Origin of the sequence: Methanosarcina horonobensis HB-1 = JCM 15518 (assembly GCF_000970285.1) — an archaeon.
GTDB classification, from domain to species: domain Archaea; phylum Halobacteriota; class Methanosarcinia; order Methanosarcinales; family Methanosarcinaceae; genus Methanosarcina; species Methanosarcina horonobensis.
The window spans coordinates 2638381-2662525 of record NZ_CP009516.1 but is presented as its reverse complement, the minus strand read 5'-3'; the positions used below and the strand labels follow the sequence as shown (position 1 = coordinate 2662525).

At 40.3% G+C, this 24145-nt stretch carries 22 protein-coding genes and 3 pseudogenes; 7 read left to right on the top strand and 18 right to left on the bottom strand.

Going from position 1 to position 24145, the window contains the following annotated elements:
* Positions 1 to 80: 80 nt before the first annotated feature.
* The 11 genes from MSHOH_RS11790 to katG all read right to left on the bottom strand — a co-directional run bounded on the left by MSHOH_RS11790 (position 81) and on the right by katG (position 10067).
* Positions 81 to 980 carry a DUF1638 domain-containing protein gene (locus MSHOH_RS11790; protein WP_052730833.1) on the bottom strand — a complete coding sequence of 300 codons (900 nt, stop codon included), beginning with the start codon at positions 978 to 980 and terminating at the stop codon, positions 81 to 83.
* Positions 965 to 1765 (bottom strand): DUF1638 domain-containing protein, encoded by an 801-nt coding sequence (locus MSHOH_RS11785; RefSeq protein WP_048139865.1) that lies wholly within the window; start codon positions 1763 to 1765, stop codon positions 965 to 967. The genes MSHOH_RS11790 and MSHOH_RS11785 overlap by 16 nt, the downstream gene beginning before the upstream one ends.
* Before the next feature lie 112 nt (positions 1766 to 1877).
* Positions 1878 to 2456, bottom strand: a complete 579-nt coding sequence (locus MSHOH_RS11780; protein ID WP_048139863.1) for a TetR/AcrR family transcriptional regulator — start codon at positions 2454 to 2456, stop codon at positions 1878 to 1880.
* A gap of 114 nt (positions 2457 to 2570) precedes the next feature.
* Positions 2571 to 3200, bottom strand: coding sequence for a DUF3786 domain-containing protein (locus MSHOH_RS11775; RefSeq protein ID WP_048139861.1), 630 nt, complete (start codon positions 3198 to 3200; stop codon positions 2571 to 2573).
* 31 nt (positions 3201 to 3231) lie between these two features.
* Positions 3232 to 4248: an epoxyqueuosine reductase gene (locus MSHOH_RS11770; protein WP_048139859.1), complete on the bottom strand. Its 1017-nt coding sequence runs from the start codon at positions 4246 to 4248 to the stop codon at positions 3232 to 3234.
* Positions 4249 to 4799: 551 nt separating this feature from the next.
* Positions 4800 to 5540, bottom strand: coding sequence for a 3,4-dihydroxy-2-butanone-4-phosphate synthase (gene ribB / locus MSHOH_RS11765; protein WP_048139857.1), 741 nt, complete (start codon positions 5538 to 5540; stop codon positions 4800 to 4802).
* The gene (locus tag MSHOH_RS23790) at positions 5537 to 5644 is read right to left on the bottom strand and encodes a CTP-dependent riboflavin kinase (RefSeq protein WP_239450942.1); all 108 of its coding nucleotides are present in this window, start codon (positions 5642 to 5644) and stop codon (positions 5537 to 5539) included. Before MSHOH_RS23790 ends, ribB begins: the two co-directional genes overlap by 4 nt.
* A 100-nt stretch (positions 5645 to 5744) precedes the next feature.
* On the bottom strand, positions 5745 to 5954 hold the full coding sequence (locus MSHOH_RS11760) for a hypothetical protein (protein ID WP_048139855.1): 210 nt from the start codon (positions 5952 to 5954) through the stop codon (positions 5745 to 5747).
* Between the two features lie 267 nt (positions 5955 to 6221).
* Entirely contained in the window at positions 6222 to 6626 is a 405-nt protein-coding gene (locus MSHOH_RS11755; protein WP_048139853.1) for a pyridoxamine 5'-phosphate oxidase family protein, read from the bottom strand.
* Positions 6627 to 7251: 625 nt separating this feature from the next.
* A complete protein-coding gene (locus tag MSHOH_RS11750; protein ID WP_048139852.1) occupies positions 7252 to 7536 on the bottom strand; it encodes a ferritin family protein in 285 nt (94 codons plus the stop codon).
* 335 nt (positions 7537 to 7871) lie between these two features.
* Positions 7872 to 10067: a catalase/peroxidase HPI gene (gene katG / locus MSHOH_RS11745; protein WP_082089490.1), complete on the bottom strand. Its 2196-nt coding sequence runs from the start codon at positions 10065 to 10067 to the stop codon at positions 7872 to 7874.
* Between the two features lie 252 nt (positions 10068 to 10319).
* Here katG and MSHOH_RS22835 point away from each other — a divergent pair, with 252 nt between their 5' ends.
* Positions 10320 to 10772, top strand: coding sequence for a Fur family transcriptional regulator (locus tag MSHOH_RS22835; RefSeq protein WP_082089335.1), 453 nt, complete (start codon positions 10320 to 10322; stop codon positions 10770 to 10772).
* A gap of 103 nt (positions 10773 to 10875) precedes the next feature.
* Here the strand turns inward: MSHOH_RS22835 and MSHOH_RS11740 are convergent.
* Positions 10876 to 12055: pseudogene (locus tag MSHOH_RS11740) on the bottom strand (IS256 family transposase).
* 499 nt (positions 12056 to 12554) lie between these two features.
* Between MSHOH_RS11740 and MSHOH_RS11735 the strand changes: the two are divergent.
* From MSHOH_RS11735 to MSHOH_RS25675, 6 genes and pseudogenes are all read left to right on the top strand, one after another.
* On the top strand, positions 12555 to 13649 hold the full coding sequence (locus tag MSHOH_RS11735) for a hypothetical protein (protein ID WP_162197632.1): 1095 nt from the start codon (positions 12555 to 12557) through the stop codon (positions 13647 to 13649).
* 332 nt (positions 13650 to 13981) lie between these two features.
* Positions 13982 to 14602 carry a DUF998 domain-containing protein gene (locus tag MSHOH_RS11730; RefSeq protein ID WP_082089334.1) on the top strand — a complete coding sequence of 207 codons (621 nt, stop codon included), beginning with the start codon at positions 13982 to 13984 and terminating at the stop codon, positions 14600 to 14602.
* Positions 14603 to 14865: 263 nt separating this feature from the next.
* Positions 14866 to 15471: pseudogene (locus MSHOH_RS25680) on the top strand (DUF389 domain-containing protein).
* Between the two features lie 11 nt (positions 15472 to 15482).
* A pseudogene (locus tag MSHOH_RS26040) lies at positions 15483 to 15536 on the top strand (hypothetical protein); the annotation flags it as partial.
* An 8-nt stretch (positions 15537 to 15544) separates the two neighbouring features.
* Positions 15545 to 16063: a hypothetical protein gene (locus MSHOH_RS25225; protein ID WP_239451411.1), complete on the top strand. Its 519-nt coding sequence runs from the start codon at positions 15545 to 15547 to the stop codon at positions 16061 to 16063.
* 81 nt (positions 16064 to 16144) lie between these two features.
* Complete coding sequence (locus MSHOH_RS25675) at positions 16145 to 16276, top strand: hypothetical protein (protein ID WP_275425528.1); 132 nt, start codon at positions 16145 to 16147, stop codon at positions 16274 to 16276.
* A 39-nt stretch (positions 16277 to 16315) separates the two neighbouring features.
* Here the strand turns inward: MSHOH_RS25675 and MSHOH_RS11720 are convergent, their stop codons facing one another.
* The 6 genes from MSHOH_RS11720 to MSHOH_RS11695 all read right to left on the bottom strand — a co-directional run bounded on the left by MSHOH_RS11720 (position 16316) and on the right by MSHOH_RS11695 (position 23721).
* Entirely contained in the window at positions 16316 to 16936 is a 621-nt protein-coding gene (locus MSHOH_RS11720; RefSeq protein WP_048139847.1) for an ABC transporter ATP-binding protein, read from the bottom strand.
* Positions 16926 to 17903 (bottom strand): oligopeptide/dipeptide ABC transporter ATP-binding protein, encoded by a 978-nt coding sequence (locus MSHOH_RS11715; RefSeq protein WP_048139845.1) that lies wholly within the window; start codon positions 17901 to 17903, stop codon positions 16926 to 16928. The genes MSHOH_RS11720 and MSHOH_RS11715 overlap by 11 nt, the downstream gene beginning before the upstream one ends.
* Positions 17904 to 17938: 35 nt before the next feature.
* A complete protein-coding gene (locus MSHOH_RS11710; RefSeq protein ID WP_048139843.1) occupies positions 17939 to 18796 on the bottom strand; it encodes an ABC transporter permease in 858 nt (285 codons plus the stop codon).
* A 22-nt stretch (positions 18797 to 18818) separates the two neighbouring features.
* Positions 18819 to 19811 (bottom strand): ABC transporter permease, encoded by a 993-nt coding sequence (locus MSHOH_RS11705; RefSeq protein WP_048139841.1) that lies wholly within the window; start codon positions 19809 to 19811, stop codon positions 18819 to 18821.
* 266 nt (positions 19812 to 20077) lie between these two features.
* Positions 20078 to 21709: an ABC transporter substrate-binding protein gene (locus MSHOH_RS11700; protein WP_082089333.1), complete on the bottom strand. Its 1632-nt coding sequence runs from the start codon at positions 21707 to 21709 to the stop codon at positions 20078 to 20080.
* A gap of 401 nt (positions 21710 to 22110) precedes the next feature.
* Positions 22111 to 23721, bottom strand: coding sequence for an ABC transporter substrate-binding protein (locus MSHOH_RS11695; RefSeq protein WP_048143414.1), 1611 nt, complete (start codon positions 23719 to 23721; stop codon positions 22111 to 22113).
* Positions 23722 to 24145 lie beyond the last annotated feature (424 nt).

Below are 24145 nucleotides of genomic sequence, written 5' to 3'. Positions count from 1 at the left end.
TTCTCCCACAGAGAAAACACTAGAATTAATAAACATCAAATTTAATTACCGAATTTGATTTGGTGAATGATGATCTTTTTTTAGGCTAAATTTTTGTAAATATCGGTTTTAGCTTCCATGTAAGAGTTAATTGCTATCTTCATTGTTCCATTAACATTGATAATATTCATGTTAAAAATTTTTGCAAACTCAGAAGCATTTCTATGAAAATTAGCATCTTTATAGAGTTGATTGTTAATCTTAAAAAGAAGACTATACATAGGAGAGGTTAGGTATTTGCTGATCTTTTGGTAAGATTCAGAAGATTTATAATTGGTTTCATTCAGTTCGGAAAGCCACATTGGTGTTGCATATATGGCTCCTTTGCCATTTCCCAATAGCATCGTTTTTGTGTAAATTTCATTCCCCCCTAATGCTACGCTTATGCAGTCATCAACAATATTTCTTCCTTCATCCCTCAGAAAACAAATAGGACAACCAAGTTTTTGCAATTCTGCTTGCATTTTTTCAGAACTAAAGCCACATTTTCCATAGAATAAAAGAACACCATTCGAGATTTTTGACATTTCTTTGGCATTCAGATATACTTCAGATTGCAAAAGGTCAATATCAGAATGTAAATCTTTTCGTAGAAGGTTTACAACAACAGTTAATTTTTGCTGCTTTTTGTTAAATATAACATCATATGTTTTCTTAAATAAAGGAAAGTTAGAAAGCTTTCCCATAGGATTACCAAATGATTTCCTATTGATTTCTGAGATAAGGGGATACAACTTCTCTGGAGAAAACACAAAAGGTTTAAGATGTTCAGACTTTAGTTTCTTTACAAATCGGAAACTGTTTCTGTTCTCTATTACAAACAGCCTTTTAATTTCAGGGTCTTTTGAGAGAGCGTATACTAATTCATCTTCAAGCATTTCACAGGCAACTATACTCAACACTGGCATTGAAAGACCTTCTTTAATCAGCAATGATCGCATATTTCTTTCTTCATGGAAAGATAACATTTTTTGAATATTTCCTGATTACCATCAACTTCAAAAGTACTGTATCCAAACAATTTAGCATATTCTTCGATCTTTTCATCTATGTTCTTTACATATGTCAGGCCTGTATTGACTTTTGCAACTCTTGAATATCCTGCCAGGTCATTTACCATTTTTGCCATTTTCAATGCCTTTTCAGGATTAGAATGGAGTTTATTTATGTTTAAAAGCTCTTTCCATGAACTTGCATACATCGGTGTAAAGAAGAAAGCAGGCTCCTTACTATGGGTTTTAAGCAATTTGAGGTAGTTTGCACCACCGCCTACCGTTGCTCCTATGCAGTCATCTACAACTCTTTCATCATCCCTCAGTATCCGCACCGTACAACCATCTTTTTCCAGGCAAAAATCTTCCTCAACATTACCCAGAACATTTCCGCAAAGACCGTAAAAAATGAGTATCCCATTCGAGAAAGGTATCATTTCCCTGATATTTTGATAGACCTCAGATTTCAATATTTTTGGTGCTGCATGAAGCCCAAGTTCTCTCAGATTGACCACAAGAGTAAGTTCATCCCTGTCAATATTTTGAAGGATCTGTGGCAATTTCTTAAAAGGAACAATATTATAATTTATATGCTGTTCATCTAGTTTTTCTGTAAACTCAAGGATATTTCCATTCTCTGCGATTATAACTCTCTTTATTTGCGAATCATTTGTAATAAGCCAAACTATCTCATCCTGAAGTATTTTACAGCTTAATATGCTTAAAACAGGCATCATGAACATCTCCTAATCTATATTTTTTACGAATTTCAGTTCTTTAGAGCAATTGTTTATAATTCGAATTTGTCTACTTATACATAAGTAGGTTCTAAGTGGATAAATAAAATTAATCCTTCCATCCAAGATCAGATTTGATTAAGGAAATAGACCTGACAAGTGTTTTTCTACCTTGGATACTAGATAATAGTCTGGCCCCCATCAATGTCTCGACTACCAATTCTGCGCGCACTTCTACAGGGTCTGAAAAATTGAATTCCCCCTGTTCCAAACCGGTTCTGAGAACTTTGGTGATCCAATCTAGTATATAATTTAGTAGCAACAGATTTTGCTTTTTAACTTCTTCTGGAAGGCCTTCAAAATTAAGGATCAATGATCCAGGAGGGCAGATACTTTTACCTTCATCAAACTCCTTTAATGAATAATCGAAATAGTATTGAAGCTGCTGACGAGCAGACCCTCCAGATTCCGCTATTTTGAAAATATTCTCAGCTAAATTTTTTCTGCTCTCTTCAAGCAAGGCTGCAACTAAATCTTCTTTTTTTGGATAATAATGATGTATTGAAGCGTTTTTTATCCCCAGTTTCTGGGAAATATCCTTGTAACTAAATCCATTGTAACCCTGGCATTGCAAAAAGTGTCTTGCGTAATGGAGTATTTGTTGATTGGTCTGGTTTATATCTGTCATATGAAAACACTTGTTTCTTGTGAATACTTGAACAGTACTGATTCATATAAAAATTAGTCCTAACTCTGTATAAATGAAAGACATCTTGCAGCTCATACAATACATGTATCAGTATCATACCCATCCAGCTGTATCTCCTGTTTTTGCTGTCATGATTATTGCTCTTACAAGACATCCCTCTAAAAAAGCCAGACATTCAGACTCCAGAAAGTATGAAGCATTTTTATCAAACAGAATTTGAACTTCACAAGGAAATTCAGCATCTTCTTCATAATATACGATTTGGAGGAGGATTTTAGGCAATGCTTCAAGAAGCCATGAATAGCCGCCCGATTTCAGCTTGCCGTTAAAAACCCCACCTAATCTGCAAATAGCTTCACTGAATGTTGCATAATCTTGACTGAATGTTTTACTAAGCGGATCGGTCATCCATTTTGTATTTGTGCTGGATGATATTACTACGCCGGTAAGATTATGAATTGGCACATATGAATACGCAGGTTCGCCTTTACCTTTTGATAATAAATAGTAAGCCAGAACACTGCGGTTGTTGACATTAACCGGCTTGCCGTCAGTTGGATTAATACCTTGAGAACTTATCTCATATTCCCGACCAAGAAAATTGACAGATAGGGCTCCGTTCGGCTGAAGTAACAAACCAAGACGTTCGGCAACCTCTACAAAATCGCATTTGTCTAGTTTGAGTATAAGATTTTTATAAATTTGATCATAACCACTATTCATAAAATACTCACTTTCCGAATGGATTCATGTATTATATACCAAGTTTCTGACAGGCCCATAAAGCAGTATTGCGAATATTTTGATCTGGATCTTCTACAGCTTCTTTAATATATTTATAATACTTCTGATCTCCACTATTGGCCATAGCTCTCAAAGCATTACACTTCCATATCCATAGGCCATCTTGTCCTATATACCAAAATCTAGGCTGAATTACATCAAGGAAAGTATCTTCATCCATCTTCCATATACTTTCGAGAGATAAATGTGGTGTAATGTCTGATAGATCAATGAAATTTTCCTTTTCTTCCCATTTATTTTTATTCTTGGGACATATATTCTGACAGACATCACACCCATATACCCAGGTTCCCATCTTGGCTTTCAATCCTTCTGTCTGCGAATTTAACCCACTTGTGAGATTAGCGATGCACTTTCCCCAGTTCATTGATAAAGGCATATTCAAAGCTCCTGTTGGACATGAATCTATGCATTTATTACAATTATCTGGACAATTTAATGAACGCGTTGGCTTGTCATATTCCAGCTCACTGTCAATTACCCACGTTTCAATGAAGACCCAAGAACCATATTCCTTCGTGTAGAAAAAGTTGTTATTGCCTATACGTCCTAAGCCGGCATTTACTGCTGCCAAACGAGCTGGAACTATTCCATAAGCATATTTAATTCCCAGCCCGTTTAAATAAGCTTCAAACTCGAGTCTCCAAGAATATTCCTTAGAATGTTTTAATCTTCCATCAACCAAGTATGCTTTTCCTATATAGCCATCGAGTTCCTTTGGAATTTTATATTTTCCATATCTTCTAACACAAACAATAATTGATTTGGCCCATTCTACATTTTTTTGAGGAAAAGCTAGAGGATACAGCATTTCATATGATGTACGTGACTCGGGGAAATTTCTAATCCTCTCATCAAGACGTGATGAATATTCCTCAACCAAATCAACTGGTGTTATTCCACATAAATCGTAACCTATTCCTAAGGCTTTTTCTTTTATGCATGATGATAGGTTGATACTACTCAATTTTTTGTGCCTCCTGATAATAATAAATTTTCATAATTTAATTTATCTCCTGGACAAATCTACCTGCATGTAGGTAGGTATACTTAATATAAGTATATATCGATTAAAGTAAGAGACAGTCGAAAAATTATGATTCTAGAGGGGAAATTGAATATTTCGAAGTTGAATCTATATTTCTATACCGCCTGAGAATATAATTCTCCGAAATCTTCTAGGGCCTCTACATTCAATTAATAACAGCCACCTTACCCTATTATAGTGACTTATAATTCTTCATATTCCAAGTAGAAGCCTTAACCTTTTTAGATTAGTTTAAATATGAACCTTCGAGGTAATGTAGCGAATTTATCTTAATGTCGATGTCTCAGACCTCAGACATTAAGATTCAGGCTTATGGGATAATTATGAAAGGCTGACGCGAACTACCCGTTGCTTGCAGTGGGCTGTTTCAGCACAACTTTGATCTTGCACTAATCTAGGGATAAATTTGATCTCGAATTTGGATGTATTTTAATGTGACTTGTTTTATCTACCCTGAAAGAAAGTAAAAATCAGTCACAGCTTTTCCATGTTATATATGCTTCAACTATTTCCTGCCCTTCCAGAAATACAAGATCATGCTCTTTACCATATTCTTTTGCCTTTTCTTTAGAGAGAGCTTTTCCATTATAATCGTCCAGCATTTCGCAGACTACCATTGCAGGGGTAACGCCTGCCATATGGGCAAGAGCAACTGAAAGTTCGGTCTGCCCGTTGCGTTCATCCAGAAGCCCTTCGGCAGCTCTTAGGAGCGCCACATGACCCGGGGTCCTGAATTCGTCTCCAAAACGAACTCCGTTTCCGGAAAGGCATTTTTCTGTTATGTCCCCTATTTTTCGGATAGTAAGGGCTCTTTCATCGTCAGGAATTCCTGTTCTGGTCTCGCGGTGGTTGACCCATAGAGAGAAAGAAGAATGAGAGTCATACTTAAGGTCTCCTTCCCTTTCCACAACTTCCTCAAGATCGTAACTGCTTTTGCTGGCTTCAAGGACCAGATCTGCCATAAAAGGTAGCTTTAACTGTTTTGCTGCCACTGGGTCCACTGCTACACATATAAGACCGCCTGCATCTTTTCGCATCCACTTTACCTCTTTATAAGTGACTGCTTTTGCAGAAATTACGAGGTCGGTTTCCCCTTCCCTTGAGTCCGAATCAAAGATCTGGATCATTTTTCCGGCCAGAAGTGCTTCCAGTGCCAGATTGATGTTTTCGTTTCTATACGTAAGACAATCGTAAACCGTATTTCCGTTCATTTTTGGCTCTCCATACCCTGTTTTTTTACCTGTACTACAACTCTGTCCCCATTGTTCAAATCCAGGGCATCCCTTAGCTTTACAGGTGCAATAATCTCAATCAAATCAACGGATAAGGTGTTTTTTCAGAAGCCTCTATAACGGCCTCTATACCACCCATGACAACAAGATAGCGTTTCCCGCCTCCAAATGTATGAACTCATTTTATAACTTCATGTCCCTATTAACCATTTCAGTTTCTATATCTTCAAGCAAGGTTTTGAGATCAGTCCTAACTTTGGTTAAATGAGGATCAGAAATATTTACAAACCCTTTATCAACTGCATAACGTATCCGTTCTAACATTTTCAGTCTTCTATAGTTGAGAGTATTAGGGTCTAGAGGTCTAGAATGTTCTAATTCATTATCTACCATTTTTTTAAACTTCCCACATTTTAGTGATTACAGAAGTACAACATCTATTTGAAGGAGTTCTATCTTCTTTGTGGTTTCACAGCCTTAGTAAGTTTATCCTATATAATATCCAGAACAATATACTTGAGAAAAGGTTCTGTAAGCCTTCAGGAAATTGGAATACTTTTCAGTTAATGTTGAATCTATAAGTATACTCATATCGTGAAGACTACACAGAATCCTATATGATCTCATCATACTTTTTATAGGGCATAATTTATTTTTTTATCAAAGCAATTTCTGCCCTGCACCTGGACCGGGAGCGCACTGGAAAACTTCAGTAATTTTGACTTCAATGAGAGTTTTTGCAGGAAGACCGGGTTTTGCTGCATGTACAATTGCTTTCATTTTTTCGAATTTTTCTCCTGTGCTAATAACGTCTGCTTTACCCTTTATTTGGAAACAGCCACCTGTATCTGGACCCCATACGTAAATTGCAACATAGGGGTTTTCTTTAAGGTTCTTCAGAGATTTGACCATGAAATTGTCTGCAATCCAGATAGTTTCATCGTCCACGAGTTGGCAGAACCCTATTGGAACAACATTAGGAATTCCATCTTTTGAGGCTGTAGCTACAGGAAAGATCTTTACTTTCGAAAAAGCAGTTTTCATTTTTTCTTCTAATTTTACCAAAAAATCACCGATAAGGTAATTCGGTCTATATTAATATACCTAAGCGTCATAATTCTACACCATCTTATTGTTTGTATACTTTAATGACCCATAAGGAAAAAGTATTGCTTGTTTCTATAAAGTCACAATTTTTGTCTAAAAAAAATTTAATCTTTGGATTTCTACTCGACAGCGCCAGCCTGCATCAGCCTCTTCATACTCCTCTCACACCTAAAAACCCTTCAAAAATCTCAGCAACATCCTCAACTATCCAAAATAGTACCCTCTTTCGACCCATCTTTTTTCATTCAAACACTCGAATCAGGTTAGTGCACAAGAGCCGGATCTTTAACATAACCTATGAAGCATACAAGGTTATTACAGACAATATTCTAAGCTTTTAGAAAATTTATTTCAGAATAGACTATCAAAGTTGCCTGACGCATACCACTGTAAGCAAAGGGGCATAGCACGCAGAGCCATTTTTTATCTAACAGCACAGAGCCTCTGCACTCAATTAAAAACAGCTACCTTACCTCTTTTATCCTGAACCAATGTCCAAGCATCTGATTTCTTATTTATAGGAATTCATATCCTGTTTGTATCCCAGACTGAGATCTAAGTAGAATAAAGAATAGAAGAGGAATTACTTGGATAACTCCTCTTCTACCTCTTCAGCTCCTTCTTCAAGTTCTTTCTTTTGCTGGGGGTCAAACCTGAGCAAGAGGGCTTGAAACTCACCTATATGAGTTTTTTCTTCCTTTGCAATGTCCAGGAGGATGGCTCTGATATCTGGATTCTTAGTCAGGTTTGCCATCTGTTCATATAAGTTTATGGCATCAAGCTCGGCTATGATCCCAGCTCTGAGAATTTCTTTATCAAGGTCTTCTGCAGATATACTTTTAAGATCGATCGGTATTTGAGATAACATATTACTTACTCCTTCTTTTTAATAGGTATATAAAGTAATAAATATTTTTCTGAATATGATAACTTATTTAATTGTTAAAACTTTTGTTTCAGTCGAATAACCAGTAGAAGCTCGAATTCAGGAAGAATTAGGTCTTGGAATGAGCTAGTCAGTTGATTAATAGAGATTGTTAACTTAAGGAAATAGGGATCTCGCATAACAATCAGGTAATCTAAAAGTTAAAGTAAATGCCAATCAATGGGCGATTCCGCGATAAAAAATAGAAAATTCGAGGATAGTTTTCTTTATTTTAATAGATCCTCGAACACTTTTTGTTGAAGACATTTATGCTACGATCAGGCGAGATCGAAGCGATCAAGGTTCATTACTTTGGTCCAGGCCGCCACGAAGTCCTGGACAAACTTTTCCTGCGCATCCGCGCTTCCGTAGACTTCTGCCAGAGCCCGGAGCTGGGAGTTTGAACCGAAGATGAGATCGACACGCGTGCCGGTCCACTTGACTTCGTAAGTCTTGCGATCGCGTCCTTCAAATATGTCCTTAGCGTCCGGTACCGCCTTCCACTCCGTACCCATGTCGAGCAGGTTCACGAAGAAGTCGTTGGTTAGTGCTTCCGGCTTCTGGGTAAAAACACCGTGAGGGGTCTGTCTGAAGTTGGTATTCAGCATTCGCATGCCGCCAACAAGCACCGTCATCTCTGGTGCGGTCAGTGTCAGTAGTTGCGCCTTATCAACCAGCAACTCTTCAGCTGGTATGGGATATTGGGTCTTAAGATAGTTGCGGAAACCATCAGCAATCGGTTCGAGTAAGGCGAAAGAGTCCACATCGGTCTGTTCCTGTAAAGCATCCATGCGCCCTGGCGAGAAGGGAACCGTCACATCGTGACCAGCATTCTTTGCAGCCTGCTCGACACCTGCACAACCAGCCAAAACGATCAGGTCAGCAAGCGAGACCTTTTTTCCGTCAGAGGCCATGCTGTCGAACTCGCTCTGGATGCCTTCGAGAGTGTTTAACACTTTTACCAGTTCGGATGGCTGGTTGACTTCCCAATCCTTCTGAGGGGCGAGGCGGATTCGTGCACCGTTCGCACCGCCACGCTTGTCGGAGCCTCGGAAAGTGGATGCCGATGCCCAAGCGGTAGAGACCAGTTGTGAGATCGACAGCCCTGAGACAAGTATCTTGCTCTTGAGAAAGGCAATGTCCTTCTCATCGATCAACTTGTGATTGACTGCGGGGATGGGGTCTTGCCAGATGAGCTCTTCGGCAGGGACCTCCGGGCCAAGATAGCGTGCACGCGGACCCATGTCACGGTGCGTCAGCTTGAACCATGCACGGGCAAATGCGTCAGCTAATTTTTCAGGATTCTCGTAGAAGTGCCTTGAAATCTTTTCGTAAACGGGGTCAAACCTCAAGGAAAGGTCAGTGGTCAGCATGCTTGGCGCATGACGCTGTGAAGGGTCATGGGCATCCGGAATCATGCCTGCGCCTGCACCATCCTTCGGTTGCCACTGATACGCACCTGCCGGGCTCTTAGTCAATTCCCATTCGTAGCCAAACAGGATCCTGAAGAAGTTATTGCTCCATTTCGTTGGCGTGTTGGTCCAGGTGACCTCCAGGCCGCTGGTGATCGTGTCACAGCCTTTGCCGGTGCCGAAACTGCACTTCCAACCGAGACCTTGCTCTTCGATACTGGCCGTTTCTGGCTCAGACCCAACATGGGACGCAGGGCCGGCACCGTGAGTTTTTCCGAAAGCATGACCACCAGCTATGAGCGCAACGGTCTCTTCGTCGTTCATGGCCATGCGAGCGAAAACTTCGCGGATATCCTTGGCCGCTGCGATCGGATCCGGGTTGCCATTTGGACCTTCCGGATTGACATAGATCAGTCCCATCTGAACGGCAGCAAGCGGATTTTCAAGATCCCGTTCACCTGAATAGCGTTTATCATCCAGCCATATGTCTTCAGAGCCCCAATAGACGTCCTGATCCGGCTCCCAGACATCCTCGCGACCGCCTCCGAAACCAAACGTTTTGAATCCCATCGTTTCCAGGGCGACGTTGCCCGCAAGAATCATGAGGTCGGCCCATGAAATCTTCTGGCCATACTTCTGCTTGATAGGCCAGAGCAGGCGACGCGCTTTGTCTAGGTTGACGTTGTCCGGCCAACTGTTAAGCGGTGCGAAGCGTTGCTGGCCTCTACCGCCGCCGCCTCGGCCGTCACCGGAGCGGTAAGTGCCAGCACTGTGCCACGCCATGCGAATGAACAAAGGACCATAGTGGCCGAAGTCCGCTGGCCACCATTCCTTAGAATCGGTCATTAGCACCTTGAGATCTTTCTTCACAGCCCCCAAGTCGAGACTCTTGAACTCCTTCGCATAGTTGAAATCCTTGCCTATCGGGTTGGACTTGGAGGAATGCTGGTGCAGGATCTCGATCTTCAACTGGTTAGGCCACCAGTCACGATTAGACGTGCCTCTACCAGTTTCCATTTTGTTTGCTCTATCCATTAAAGAGTTCTCTCTGTCGTCAGTCATAACCTTATCTCCCATTGACTAAAAATTCAAGGCCAAAACTCTATGCAATCTCTTTAATCTTGTCTTCCCTCGGAAAAATGGAGTGATGACTCCCAGAGGGATTAATTTCAGTCCTCTTTACAGGAGCTTGAAATTCTTACATGCTGTTTTGCTATGTCTTTTACTATCATTGAAGAAATTCTTCCAGTTCAGTAATCAGATTCTATAACCATGGATATCTATTTAATATTGATTATTACATAATAATGAGTTATGAATAGCCTTCAGGACTCAGGCTCATCTATAATCAAAGCTCTCCGCGGAAAAGGATACAAGGCTACGCCCCAGAGAATAGCGATCGGTCAATTTGTTCTCCATAATCATGCCCATCCAACGGCTCAGAGAATTTATAACGAAGTCAAGAAAGTCTATCCAACAGTCAGTCTTGCAACAGTTTATAAAACTGTTCAAATATTGAAAGAAGCAGGTTTGATCCAAGAATTGAATTTAGAGAAAGATCAGACCAGATTTGATTCCAATATGGAGCCACACGCTCATCTAGTTTGCCTCCAGTGCAAAAGCATCAGTGACTGCACAGACCCGATGATTTCTGAAATTGTGGATCGGATGTCAAATGAAGCAGATTTTTCTGCTGGAGAATGGAATTTTGATATATTTGGCATTTGCAGCAACTGCAGACGGAAAAAAAGTTTATGTGACAAATAAAAAAGGAAAAATTGTTGGGTAATTACTCGACTACCAGAAAAGCATTGGCAGTGTGCCTGAATTTCTGTAAAATTCTCTATACCTTTTTCCTCTTCTTTTTTGATTACTGTTCCATTATTAAATACTTATTTCCTGTAATCCACTCTTCATTAATATCAATCAGTATTGAGACTTGTAGTCTCAATACTGATTCCTGACTCGGGAATGCCCCTACTACCTTAGTTCTTCTTTTTATCTCCTTGTTAGTTCTCTCCATGATATTTGTTGTCCTTATTCTTCTCCAATGATTTTCCGGGAACTGCATATAATTCATTACATCATACTGGAAACTTTCAAGTGTATCAGCTGCGCTTTTATATCCCATTTTATCCAGTTCTCTAATCAATTCCTGTAACTTCTGACGGTCTACCAATGCTTCTTTTATTTTATCTGCTACTTCTTTTTGCTTCTTTTTTGGAACCTTTTTTAGGGCTTGTCTTATCAGATGGACATGACACATTTGCCAGCTTGATCCAACAAAGGACTCTCTAACTGCTTTTTGTATTCCTTTATGACCATCAGAAACAATTAACTTGACACCTCTTAACCCTCTTACTTTAAGGTCTTCGAATAGATCTTGCCAGAATAGAGAGTCTTCACTGTCTGCTAATCTTGCTCCAAGAATCTCACGATAACCGTCGTCCCTGACTCCGGCAACTATGAAAAGAGCTTTATTTTCATAGTGAAGTCCATCTCTCACTTTGAGATAAGTCGCATCGATAAACAGATAAGGAATTTCGTGTTCTATTGGCTTTGATAAGAACTCTTCAACCTTTTGATCAAGTTCTTTAGTAATCCTGGAAACAGAAGAGGCTGAGATTCCCTCTACTCCTAAAGCAGTCATGATCTTATCCACCCTTCGGGTGGAAACACCTTGGAGATAAGATTCACTCACGGCAGCTAAAATGGCCTTTTCAACTCTTGAATACTTCTCAAAAACCTCTGTTTCAAAGGGAAACTCACGGAACTGAGGTTTTAATAATTCAAGTTCTCCATACTTGGTCAGGAGAGTACGGGGTTTGTAACCGTTTCTACTAGCTTTGCGAGAATCAGTCCTCTCATGACGTTTTGCACCAGATTGGAGGAGGGCTTCCTCCTCCATTACAAGGTTTAAAAACCAGGTAATTAACTGGCGAATTCCATCTTCCTGATCGAAAAGATAATCTTTTATAAATGAGACGACATTAACCATTGACTCTGCATCCTGTTTTTTTTGTGGTGAAAGGAAAAGGATATAGAGTCAATCATATTTTACAGAACTTTCGGTACACTGCCGGTTGCCGGATATCGAATAAATATATTGGTTTGGTATTTTTATTGATTTGGTACTTTTATTGATTTTGGTGCTTTTAGCTTTTAAAAATAAATTAAAACTGTGAATAAATAAATCAAAAGATTTATATAGAGAAATAAAAGATTTTAAGCCTTAGGTTTCTAAGTAATTTGTCATCTAAAAATTTTAAAAATCTTTTATTTCTCTATACGATCACCTTACTGGAATATATAATTACATTAGAATAAATAATGAGAGCCTAAACAGGCTTATAATGCAAAGGATTTGCATTTCATATTAATTTCATTTTTTTAAGTTTCATTTTATCTTTATTTAAAAAATTTACATTTAAAATAGTTGTTAAAACAGCTACGGCATTAAACAAAAAATAATACAAGATGGGTAAAATGTCATTCTTTAAGTCCAGATTAAGTGCCCCTAAAATGAAATATATTTTATATATTTTAGTTATGTTTTTTGGCACACGAATAGCTTTGAGCATAATAGGAGAGTTTTCTCGCAGGCTTCTGGCATCACATTTTGTGAATCAGCGTATCTGGACTAATAATGTCTGGCTGGACATATGGGGGGTCTGGGATACGGGATGGTATCTGGACATTTCTCAGAATGGCTATACTGCAAGACCTCTGGATGAATTAATTTCGTTTCAGACAAATGTTGTATTTTTTCCTCTGTATCCTTTACTTATGAGGTTTCTGGGCTCGATTATAGGAAACCAGTATACTGCCGGTGTTATAATATCCAACTTTTCTTTAATAGTTGCCTGTATTTATCTTTACAAACTTGTCAGGCTTGACTCTGATGAAAGCAGTGCCTTCAGATCGGTAAAATATCTACTTCTTTTTCCGATTTCGTTTATCTTATCAGGAGTTTTCACCGAATCTCTATATCTTGCCCTCGCCCTAATGTGTTTCTATTATGCCAGAACAGGTAAATGGCAACTTGCAGGTATATTTGGATTCTTTCTGTCTCTAACAAGATCTGTTGGTGTCCTTATCGTCCTGCCTCTGCTTTACGAAGGTCTCATGCCACTATTAAAAGAAAAAGGATATTTAAAAAATTTTAAAGAATATAGGGACAGGATACTTCCGCTCTTTTATCTCTCATTAATTCCTCTGGGTATAATCTCTTACATGATATTCAATTTCTATCTGAACGGAGATTTTTTAGCTTTCGTACATGGACAGACTGCATGGGAAAGATATCATAGAAATCCTCTGGAGGTCCTTATTGATGGCTATCACGGGGATATGTATGCCAGCTTTGAGGCAGTTTTTACAGGAATTTCCATCCTCGTTTTGATATTATTTCATAAAAAGATAAGATTTTCTTACTGGTTATTTGCTATATATTCGATTTTTGTTCCGCTATCTACCGGAATTCAGTCCATGCCTCGATATATTCTCGTAATATTTCCTCTTTATATCCTTTTTGCTGATATTTCTAAAAACCGTCTGTCAGAAGACTTTTTTACACTATTTTTTGCTCTTATGCAAGGCTTTTTGATGGTTTTCTGGACTAACAGTTTTAATCTGGTGGTATAATAACGTTTTAATCTACAATAACAATAATCTAATCCGCAATAACAATAATTTTAATCTACAATATAATAATTTGAGTTTGGAATATAAGCATAGAATTTATAAATGCTACATAGAGGTTTCCAGCTGATTATTGCTTTCACCAGCTGCGTTTGTTTAAGGAAAAACTAACAATAAGGAATGGGGCCGCCTGTAACCAGCTCTCTCGATGATTTCTATCTTTTCAGTTTCTATCTTTTAAGGATTTCTATCTCTTAAGGGGCCTTGTTCCAGAGGACCTGTACTTTTAATACAACTCCTAAATACCTCAGTCTCCTTGGATTTATTAGATTGCCATGGCTGATAAATCACACTCTCGCATGCGGTATGGAAGTATTGCCGGAGCACTCCTATTTACTGCAGGCATGCTGGCGTTCATGGGAATAATAACGGCTGAGACTCTTTATCCCGGATACAGTACAGCACAGAACACGATAAGTGACCTTGGTGCAACTCTACCTCCGGATAGCATTATCGTTGAACCTTCCGCAACCATCTTTAATACTACAATGATTTTATCAGGCCTTTTGATAATTGTTGCTGCTTATTTCATTCATAGCATGTTCAGGAGACAGGCCATTACCGCGCTTCTCGGTCTCTTTGGAACCGGTGTTCTTGGTGTGGGGATCTTTGATGGAAGTTATGGGGATATTCATGCCATTTTCTCTCTGCTTGCCTTTCTTGCAGGAGGACTGTCTGCAGTTGCAAGCTACAGTGTGCAGGCAGGACCCATCAGGTATTTCTCAGTAGCACTGGGAGGAATTTCACTTTTAGACCTCATTCTTTACTATGTCATGCTGGACGCAAGCCCTTTTGCAGTTTTCGGGATTGGAGGGCTGGAGAGGTGGATTGCATATCCGATCCTGCTCTGGGTAATTGGTTTTGGTGGATACCTGATGGGACATTCACGGCCGTAAAAAATATTAAAACTGTAACTTGCTAAAACTATAACTTACTAAAACTATAACCTGCTAAAACATAGTCTGTTAAAACATAGCTTGCTAAAACTATAAACTATTTAAAAATAAGTTCATATTTTTATTTCTTAATATTTATTAATTTTAATATTCACTTTAAAATTCAAACATCTGACGATGTTCTGCTTTATTTTTTCTAGTTGTTACAGTCTGTTTTATTTCACTCTGGTTAATACTAATTATCCGAATAGCGTATATTTGCTATGCGTCTGGTTCAGGTACTTATTCAGGTGGGGAAGCGGCAGTCTGTGCTGGCAGTTCTGGATGATGAGGGAATAGACTATGCCGTGTGGGACGAAACAGGAAGAAAGGATTTTGAAGCCCTGGTTCAGTTTCCAGTTCCTCCGATTGGCGTGGAACCGGTACTTGAGAGATTGCGCAAAGCTGGGATTAGAGAAAATACTTATACGATTGTCCTGACACCCGAAACTTCAACCTATCTTGCGTTTCTTGTCCTGAGCACGGTTATTGCGACCGGCGGGCTCCTTCTTGATTTGGCTACAACAATTATCGGGGCAATGGTCGTGGCTCCGCTTATGGGACCTGCAATTTCTGCGAGCGTAGGGACTGTCCCTGATAACAGGGAGCTTGCTTCCAGAGGAATAAAAATGCAGGTAGGAGGACTCCTGCTTGCAACTGTGATAGGCGAACTGCTTGGAATACTTCTGAAGGAATCCGTACTTTTGCCTCCTGACCTCGATATTCGTGAAATTTCCTAGGTAGCCGAAAGGACAAGTCCCAATTTCCTGTCCTTTTTCCTTGCTCTAGGATCGGGCATTGCAGGCGCTATCAGTATAATCCGGGGTTAGAGTCCGCTCTTGTGGGTGTTGTTATTGCAATTGCCCTCGTCCCTCCGGCTGCAACCTCAGGGCTGGGACTCGCATGGGGACTTCCCGGAGTAGCATCGCAGCTGCCGTGCTTGTGCTTGTTAACCTGCTTGCAGTCAACGTATCAGCCCTCATCATGCTCTGGATTTCCGATTTTCGCCCGGAAGAAACAGAAGCAGTTGGTTGTGCCCGCTTTTCTGTGATCTCACATGCAGCTGTCCTTGTCTTTGCGATTGCCTTACTCTCCATAGCTCTCGGGCTTGTTACCTATGCTTCTTTCCAGACAACACTTGTCGAACAGGAAATAAATGGAGAAATGATATCCATGTTCCAGAAGCCCGAATATACGGAAATGAGTTTGACCCTTGAAGGAGTTGCAGTCGATTACAGTCCTGCAGACCTCCTCTTAGAACCTGTACAGGTAGCCGTGCTGGTAGGCCGCAGCGCAGTTCAGGAAGTCCCTTCTGACATAGCCAGCAAAGCCGATAACCGTTTGACAGAAGCCACAGGTGAGGATGTCGAAGTTAGAATCGGTTTTGTAGAGGCGCAGCACTCATTAAGAGTGCTGCTGTAAATAAATTAATAAATAATGAAATCTCCTTACCTGATTCTTTCCGATTAATTACTGCGTTGCGAGATAAACAAAACTTTTGCAGTGTCTGGATCAGGAATTGAACAAAAATTGCCCCAGGGCATAGCCCAGCGGATAGATGATTATCTGATAGAATTCACGGGCAGAGAAGGCAGGGTCAGGGTCGGGTTCATAGAAGCCCAGCAGACCACTTAAACCCTCTTTAAAAATTTAAAATTTGCCAAAAATAGCTTTTCAATGACATAAAACATTATTTATATCTTTCAAATATATAATATCGTGACATAGCCTTTTAATCAAATTTTTTTCGTGGCTCACAACCAATACTCCAATATTTCTCTCTTTAACTATATCTAAAACGGTGTTCCAGATCTGAGCCTGAGTGATAGCGTCCAGCATCGTGGTTATTTCATCAGCTATCAAATATCTGGTTTCAGAGCCTAAAGCTCTTGCAAGAGCAAATCTTTGGAGTTCTCCTCCTGAAAGTTCATTGGGCCATCGATTAAGCCAGTTCTTTTTTATTCCGAATGAATCTAAAATATCCTGTGATACATTATTCCCTTCACTCAGAATATCTTTCATTTTCCATTTCGGATTCACGGCTTTTTCAGGGTGTTGAAAAACAAGCTGTACAGGATTGTATCCTTTTGACAGGATTTCTTTTCCGTCAATACTGACATTTCCCTTATAATTATTTTCATAGCCAGCCAGTATTTTACACAGGGTTGATTTCCCACTTCCGCTGTCTCCGATCAGACCAAGTACCTTTCCACGATCCAGTGATATACTGACATTATTTAAAACCAGATTGTTTTTTTTGTACCCAAAGCTAATGTTCTCGCCTTTAAGACACATTATTGCACCTCACCACTCCTCCGTTGATCCTTTTAAGTTGAGGAATGCCTTTAGAGCAAAGTTCGCTTTTTTTAGAACACCTTTCATAAAAGATACATCCATCAACGACTTCATCCTGCATTGGCTGATGCCCTTTAACTGCCTGGAACCTGTTCTGAGGAAGCGCATTCCAGAGTGCGCGGGTGTACGGGTGTCTTAAATTCTCACCATCATTTTTGAAATCTTCAACATTGGCAACTTCCAGGACCGTACCCGCGTAGAATACTGCAATTTTATCGGAGATTTTTAGGGCTGCTTCTATATCATGGGTGATAATTATCACTGCACAGCCTTTATCTGCCATATCCTTGAAGTAGTTCAGGGTCTCATTCAGGGTTTTTTCGTCCAGTCCCGGAGTAGGTTCGTCTGCGATTACAAGCTTTGCAGAGCCTATTACTGCAGTGGAAACCAGAACTCTTCTGGTCATCCCGCCTGAGAGTTCATGGGGGAACATTTTTTCAACATCTGGTTTTAAACCGTATCTCTGAAAAATTTCTCTCTGGAGCTTCTTCATCAGACCTGCGTTTTCCTCTTCGACACGCCCTATTACCTGATCAGAGACCCTCATCAAAGGGTCCAGATAGGTTATGGATTGAGGAACCAGGACTATTTCTTTACCTCTTATTTCTCCTTTCCTTTCCTGGGTAAGTTCTACACCGTTGTATTCGATTTTTCCGTTAAGTATTGCATTGGATGGTAGAATTCCTAAAATCGCATGGGCAAGAAGGCTTTTTCCAGAACCGCTTGACCCTACAACCGCTAAAATTTTTCCCCTATAAGCCTCTATGCTCAAATTCGAGATTATTTTTAACTCAGTCTGTCTGAGTCCTGAGGTATATTGAATGAACGAAAGTGAGAGGTCTTTTACTTTTAGCAGGGCTTCAGTTTTCCTGCTTTCTTCAGCATTAATTTCAGCTTTACTTTTCATATTCCCACCTTTAGATTAAATTTTACACATACAACTCACTCATGAGCAGTTTTCGGATCAATTATCTTTCCCAGATTATCTCCTATCATGTCAAATGCCAGAACCACGATCAGGAGAGATAAACCAGGGAAGAATGCAAGCCACCAGTATCCTGCGGAGAGGTATTTCATAGACTCTGATAAAATGATACCAATTGCCGGTTCGTGCGGAGAAAGCCCAAAACCCAGGAACGTGACCGAAGCTTCGTGAAGAATGGCATGCGGGAACATCAAAATCGTGCCCAACAATATCTGGGGAATTAAATGAGGCAGGATGTGTTTTGTAGCTATCCACCATTTTGACTTCCCAAGGTTCCTCGAGATATGGATATATTCTTGAGTTTTTAACTGTTTAATTTCTGCTCTTACAACCCTGGTCAGGCTTGTCCAGTGCGTTAATGCAACACCGATAACGACCCCGTAAGCCCCTCCTCCGAGTCCTATGGAAATGAGGATTATCAAAAGAAGGTGCGGGATGGAAAGAAACAGGTCTACTATCCAGGAAACAAAGGAATCCGCAGCCTTTCCTGCACTTGATAACAGGCCCAAAATTACAGCCAGTACAGTGCTGATTGTAGAAGCAAAAGCTCCAATAAGGATGCTTAAACCAAGCCCTTTTAGAGTTCTTATGAACATATCCCTTCCCATCCAGTCTGTCCCGAAAGGATGTTCAGGTGAAGGGCTAAGGTTCTTTGAGCCAAAGTTAGTCTGTAATGATTCTTCGCCTAAAGAGATGCTTGAAACCACAATTGCAAGTAGTAAGAGTGAAGTGAAGCCTATTATTAAAAGGGTCTTCTGTCTTAGATTCAGCCCTCCGAATACTCCTCTGTTAACTGTTACAACAGTGGTACTCATAATGCTGCCCCCATTGCAGTACTCATACAGCTGCCTCCTGCTGTTTTATTCTGGGATCAACGAATTTGTAAATAATATCAGCAATCAGGTTTCCGGAAAAGACAAAAAGAGCGCTGATAATAACTATTCCTAAAAGCAGCGGCACATCAGACCCTAACCCCGCTGCTACTGCAGCCCGTCCGATTCCGGGATAGGCAAAAACCTGTTCAACCAGAACTGCTCCTCCAAACAGTTCACTGAACCCTAAAAACTGCAGGGTGATAGCCGGAAGTGCAACATTTCTAACTCCATGCCTTAATACGAGATCCAGGCCTTTTTCACCTCTTGCTTTTGCAAATAACACATAGTCGCTGGACAGAACTTCTATTAATTTTTCTCTGGTAAACATTGCAATCTGGGCTACTCCCAGTAAACTCAGGGTGAGCGCAGGGAGAATTAAATGCTGTATCCGATCAAAAAAAGTCACATTATCAGCCGTAACTCCTATTGGTACACTCAAGCCTATTGGGAACCACCCCAGATTTACGGAAAATACCATTAACAGAACCAGCGCCAGCCAGAATGTCGGAGTAGCGGCTAACACGTAACAGTAAGTTTTTATTGCTCTGTCAATCCATGTGCCCTTCTTCATTCCTGCTACAATCCCCAGAATGAAGCCCAGTACTCCTGAAAACAGCCACGAAGTTGCCATAAGTACAAAAGAGGCTGTGGACCTTTCTTTAATCACATCGACAACAGGCATCCGATAAATCAATGATACTCCAAAATCCCCTTTGAGAATATTCCCTGCCCAGTTCAGAAATTTTTCCTGCGGAGGGGTATTGACTCCCCAGTATTCTTCAAGTTTGGCTTTATGCTCTTCACTGACTGTCATTTCTCCAATGTAGGCTCTAACAGGGTCTATGGGCGAGTATTGAATAAGCATGAAACTTACAAAACAAACTAGAACAAGAAGACTTGCTAACCTGAACAATTTTTTTCCTGCAAATCCCATTATTTCTTTGGTATCCGGCACACTTTTCCCTCGCTATTGACACTTAATAATAAATTTACTTTAGCATCATTATAATATTTGTGATTAATTTAACGAATATTCATACTTCTAAATCGGAGTAGATTCTCAAGGTATCTTTACATATTTACCCTCAGTTGTGATCACAAACAAAAAAGTAAGACGAATGAACTCAAAGCGCAGTTATTAAAGTGACAGTATCACTCACTTTAATCAGTACTTATTTTGAAGTATCGTTTGCTTTGAATCACTAATCATTTTTAGATCACTCATCCCTGAGCAGGACCGGTTGTGTTTGTTCTTGTCCACTCGTAAATATTTCCTAAAATATCCGATCCGGCACTCTTCTCCGGTGTTCCCATATCCACGGTTTCGTCCACTGCGTAGAGATAATCCATTGTTACAAGCCATAACCATGTTGCATCCCCTGCAGGCCCAAAACCGGTATTTCCATCGTATGCAGCTAACTGCCAGTTTTTGATAGTCTGATCCTGGTCTGAAGTTCTCAAAGCTGTTTCCAGATACCCGTCCACAACAGGGTTACTGTAAAGACCCGGGTTTCTGTATGTATCATCGGCTTCTTTAGTATGGTACTGCAGGTACAAATTGAAAGTGTCTATACTGCTGTAGGCGTACAAAACGGCAGAACCGTACTGGTTTGCGTATATCTCGTCCCAGTTTGTACCGACAAGGTTTATTTTTATACCTAACTTTTTGGCCTGCTCACTTACGGCTATTGAAAGAGCCTGCCTTGTCTGGTCCGATGAAGAGTAATACAGGTCAAATTCTGCTCTGGTCCCATCCTTTTCCAGGATTCCGTCGCCATCTGTGTCTTTCCAGCCTGCATCCTCAAGTATTTTTTTAGCTTCTTCAAGGTTCGAATCATTGATCCTGGCTTCTGGATTTCCAAAGGCTCTCTGGTCCACACCTGTATACTCTGCATCTCCCTTTCCGTATATTACCCCGTCAAGTATTGCTTTTCTGTCAATTCCCGTGTTTAATGCTTTTCTAATTGCTATGTCTGCTGTTACGTTATTGCCTATAGGGTCTCCTGTGAGGCTTTTTTTGCCGGTATCGTTCTGCATGGGGAAGGAAACTCCGAATGCTCTTGATGAGGGAAGCGAGATTATATCATAACCATCTATGTTTTGATTTGCATGGGTGATATCGATTTCAGCTATGTCTACTTTGCCGGACTTTGCAGCTGCAAATGCAGTATCCTTGTCCAGGAATAACATGGTTATTTTTTTGAAGTACGGCTTCTGTCCGTAGTAATTGTCATTAAGCTCAAAGATTGCCTGCTGCCCTTTGTCCCATTGTATCAGTTTATAGGGACCTGACCCGATGGGGTTGGCTCCATAGGTTTCTTTTTTATAGACATTCTCAGGCACAATTCCAACATATCTGAGTCTCCAGATGAAACTGGACTGGGGTTCTTTTAATTTGAATTCAACTGCCGTATCATTTATTGCCCTGGCGTTTTCAAGGTTACTCATGTCCAATTCCGAATTGCTTCCGACTGCCGTATTAAATGTAAATGCCACATCTTCAGCTGTTAACTTCTCTCCGTCTGTGAATTTTGCATCGTCTCTTACATTCACAGTCCATGTCTTCCCGTCAGGACTGACAGAATAACCTGTAGCAAGGTCATTTATTATACTGCCATCATCAGCTGATTTGAAAAGAGTACTCTGTATCAATGGCTCAAAATTCACATGACCGCATCCCCACCCAAGAAGCGGGTCAAATCCTGTTTCCGGTTCCCCTGTATGCGAATACACGTTTACTACTAATTCGTCGGAAGCCTGGGAACTTGAACCAGCTGATACAGAGCCTGACTCTGAATTTGATGCCGAACCGAGCTCAGAACTATGCGTTGAACTGGACACACAACCGGACATCGAACTGATAATACCAATAATTGCTACAATTACGATTAATGTCCCTATAGACAGATATTGCTGGTTTTTCTTTATCGGAACTCCTCCTGATTTTTTTGAACCCTGAATACTCTCGACTGAAATCCATGGTGGATTTCATGAATCGGTACTGAAACAATAAGAGAGATTTTTAAATAATACTTTTTATTGATACCTTTTACTTGAAATATCCAGAAGTGTTACTTTCCATCCATATAATGTTAAATTGAATTAAGAACAATTTCACTATAAATACTTTGCTAAAAATATGTATTATTTAATTTTCATTTTGGAGGATTTAGTAATACTAAATCTAATTCTCCTGTTTTATGTATTAAAAAAATAAGAGGATTTGAAGTGTTCGCTCAAATCCCTGTTTAGTCTCATGCGCGTTTCCATTCCAGAATGTTACCAAAGATGTTTGCACCGTGAGGCTGGATTCTCGGAGTCCCGATATCCAGGTCTTCGTCCATAATGTAGACGTAATTGATGGTTGCCATCCACAGCCAGGGAGCGTCCCCTTTTTCGGAAAAGCCCGTCGTCCCGTCCCAGGCAGCCAGCTGCCAGTTTTTAATAGCAGTATCCTGGTCAGAACTGGTCATGGCTGTTCTCAGGTAGTTGTCCACAACAGAATTATTGTACATTATTACGTTGTTACGGGTTGAGGGATCGTAGCTTTTACTGTAGTATCTTAAGTATATGTCAGTCGGGTCCAGCGAACCATAACCCCAGACATTTGGAGACGAATAGCAAAGGGTGTAAATTTCATCCCAGCTTTTACCCTCAACTTTAATGTTTATACCCAGTTTTTTAGCTTCCTCACCCACAGAAACTGCTAATGCCTGTCTTTCCTGTGCACTGGCAGGATACGTTAATGTAAACTCGGCTTTCAGGCCATTTTTCTCAACAATACCATCGCCGTCAGTATCTTTCCAGCCGCCTTCGGCTAAGATTTTCTTTGCTTCCTCTATATCTCCGTCTTCGAAAATAGCTTCTTTATTGCCCCAGGGTAATTTATCTACACCTGTGAACTCTTCTTTACCCTGTCCGTTTAAGGCTCCATCGATTAATGCCTGCCTGTCTATTCCGATATTCAGGGCTTTTCTTATTGCAGGGTCAGAAGTTACGTTGTTTCCAATTGCATAGCCGTTTTCAGTTTTCTCGCCAGTATTCGGATTCATCGGGAAGCTGATTCCACGGGCATCAATAGAGTCGAGAGAGACAATTTTCATCCCATCCACTGTTTGATAGGCATAAGATGCCGGAATTTCAGCAAGATCGACCTGTCCGGCTTTTGCTGCTGCGAAAGCCGCATCCGAGGCCATAAAGATCAGGGTTAACTTTTTAAAGTGCGGTTCCTGCCCGTAATAGTCCGGATTTGCTTCAAAAATTACCTGCTGGCCTTTATCCCACTGTACAAATCTGTATGGGCCCGAACCTATAGGATTGGATCCGTAAGTTTCAGCGTTGTAAGCATGTTCCGGGACAATACCAACTGCTATGAGTTTATTGACAAAAGTAGTCTGTGGGTCATTTAGCTCGAATTCAACCGTGTAATCATCGGTTGCAATAGCCTTTTCAAGCACGGATAAATCAGTTCCGCCACTGGCGTTTGCTGCCGTATTGAACGTGAAGGCTACATCCTTAGCTGTTAAAGGCGTTCCATCGTGAAATTTAACATCGTTCCTTATTTTGACAGTCCACCTCAGTCCATCATCGCTAATCGCATAATCCGTAGCCAGATCTTTGATCAGATTTGCCTCACTGTCCCTTTTGAAAAGCGTACTCTGAACCAGGGGTTCACTGCTTTTGCCCCAGCCTGTAATCGGGTTAAAGCCTGTTTCAGGCTCTCCGCCGTGGGTTCCTACGGCTGCTATCAGCTCTTCAGAGCCTGAGGACTCTACAAGTTTTTCAGAGCTTTGGGAACCTATCTGCTCCCCGGAAACCTGGGAAGGTGAATTATCAGAAATAGAACCTGCCATAGGGCTTGACATTGAGCTGACAATAATAACAGCCGCTATGATCACGAGTACCGATCCTATAAGTAAATACTGCTGGTTTTTTTTAATGCGAACTCCTCCTTAATTCTTATTCAAATTCGGAATTACTTTTAAGATACTTTTTTCCGGTTGTAAAGGATTTGAATATTACCTCTCTATTAAATAATTATAATTAAGTGTTACTTTTTGAACTGGATTTATGACAAGCTCAATTGAAACATTTTTGTATAAATACTTTCCTAAATAGATATATTACTAAAGTGTATAATTTGTTTCTATAGGTAACACTAAATGTGAATTTTTACTCATATGTGGGTTTTTATTGACCACAGTAATAAATTATTAAAAATGAGTCGAAAATTCGAGGACATCAGACAATTTCAGTATTCACAGATTCAATATTCAAAGGCTCAGGACT

What these genes read in the sequence shown, in the direction of transcription:
- MSHOH_RS11785 (WP_048139865.1), bottom strand. Translation starts at nt 1,765, where the DNA reads ATGCCTGTTTTAAGCATATTAAGCTGTAAAATACTTCAGGATGAGATA.
- MSHOH_RS11735 (WP_162197632.1), top strand. Translation starts at nt 12,555, where the DNA reads ATGTTTTTTGGCACACGAATAGCTTTGAGCATAATAGGAGAGTTTTCT.
- MSHOH_RS11750 (WP_048139852.1), bottom strand. Translation starts at nt 7,536, where the DNA reads ATGTTATCTCAAATACCGATCGATCTTAAAAGTATATCTGCAGAAGAC.
- MSHOH_RS25225 (WP_239451411.1), top strand. Translation starts at nt 15,545, where the DNA reads ATGGGGACTTCCCGGAGTAGCATCGCAGCTGCCGTGCTTGTGCTTGTT.
- MSHOH_RS11695 (WP_048143414.1), bottom strand. Translation starts at nt 23,721, where the DNA reads ATGTCAAGCCCTATGGCAGGTTCTATTTCTGATAATTCACCTTCCCAG.
- MSHOH_RS11720 (WP_048139847.1), bottom strand. Translation starts at nt 16,936, where the DNA reads ATGTGTCTTAAAGGCGAGAACATTAGCTTTGGGTACAAAAAAAACAAT.
- MSHOH_RS11775 (WP_048139861.1), bottom strand. Translation starts at nt 3,200, where the DNA reads ATGAATAGTGGTTATGATCAAATTTATAAAAATCTTATACTCAAACTA.
- MSHOH_RS11760 (WP_048139855.1), bottom strand. Translation starts at nt 5,954, where the DNA reads ATGGTAGATAATGAATTAGAACATTCTAGACCTCTAGACCCTAATACT.
- MSHOH_RS11715 (WP_048139845.1), bottom strand. Translation starts at nt 17,903, where the DNA reads ATGAAAAGTAAAGCTGAAATTAATGCTGAAGAAAGCAGGAAAACTGAA.
- MSHOH_RS11700 (WP_082089333.1), bottom strand. Translation starts at nt 21,709, where the DNA reads ATGTCCGGTTGTGTGTCCAGTTCAACGCATAGTTCTGAGCTCGGTTCG.
- MSHOH_RS11730 (WP_082089334.1), top strand. Translation starts at nt 13,982, where the DNA reads ATGGCTGATAAATCACACTCTCGCATGCGGTATGGAAGTATTGCCGGA.
- katG (WP_082089490.1), bottom strand. Translation starts at nt 10,067, where the DNA reads ATGACTGACGACAGAGAGAACTCTTTAATGGATAGAGCAAACAAAATG.
- MSHOH_RS11710 (WP_048139843.1), bottom strand. Translation starts at nt 18,796, where the DNA reads ATGAGTACCACTGTTGTAACAGTTAACAGAGGAGTATTCGGAGGGCTG.
- MSHOH_RS11790 (WP_052730833.1), bottom strand. Translation starts at nt 980, where the DNA reads ATGCGATCATTGCTGATTAAAGAAGGTCTTTCAATGCCAGTGTTGAGT.
- ribB (WP_048139857.1), bottom strand. Translation starts at nt 5,540, where the DNA reads ATGAACGGAAATACGGTTTACGATTGTCTTACGTATAGAAACGAAAAC.
- MSHOH_RS22835 (WP_082089335.1), top strand. Translation starts at nt 10,320, where the DNA reads ATGAATAGCCTTCAGGACTCAGGCTCATCTATAATCAAAGCTCTCCGC.
- MSHOH_RS11780 (WP_048139863.1), bottom strand. Translation starts at nt 2,456, where the DNA reads ATGACAGATATAAACCAGACCAATCAACAAATACTCCATTACGCAAGA.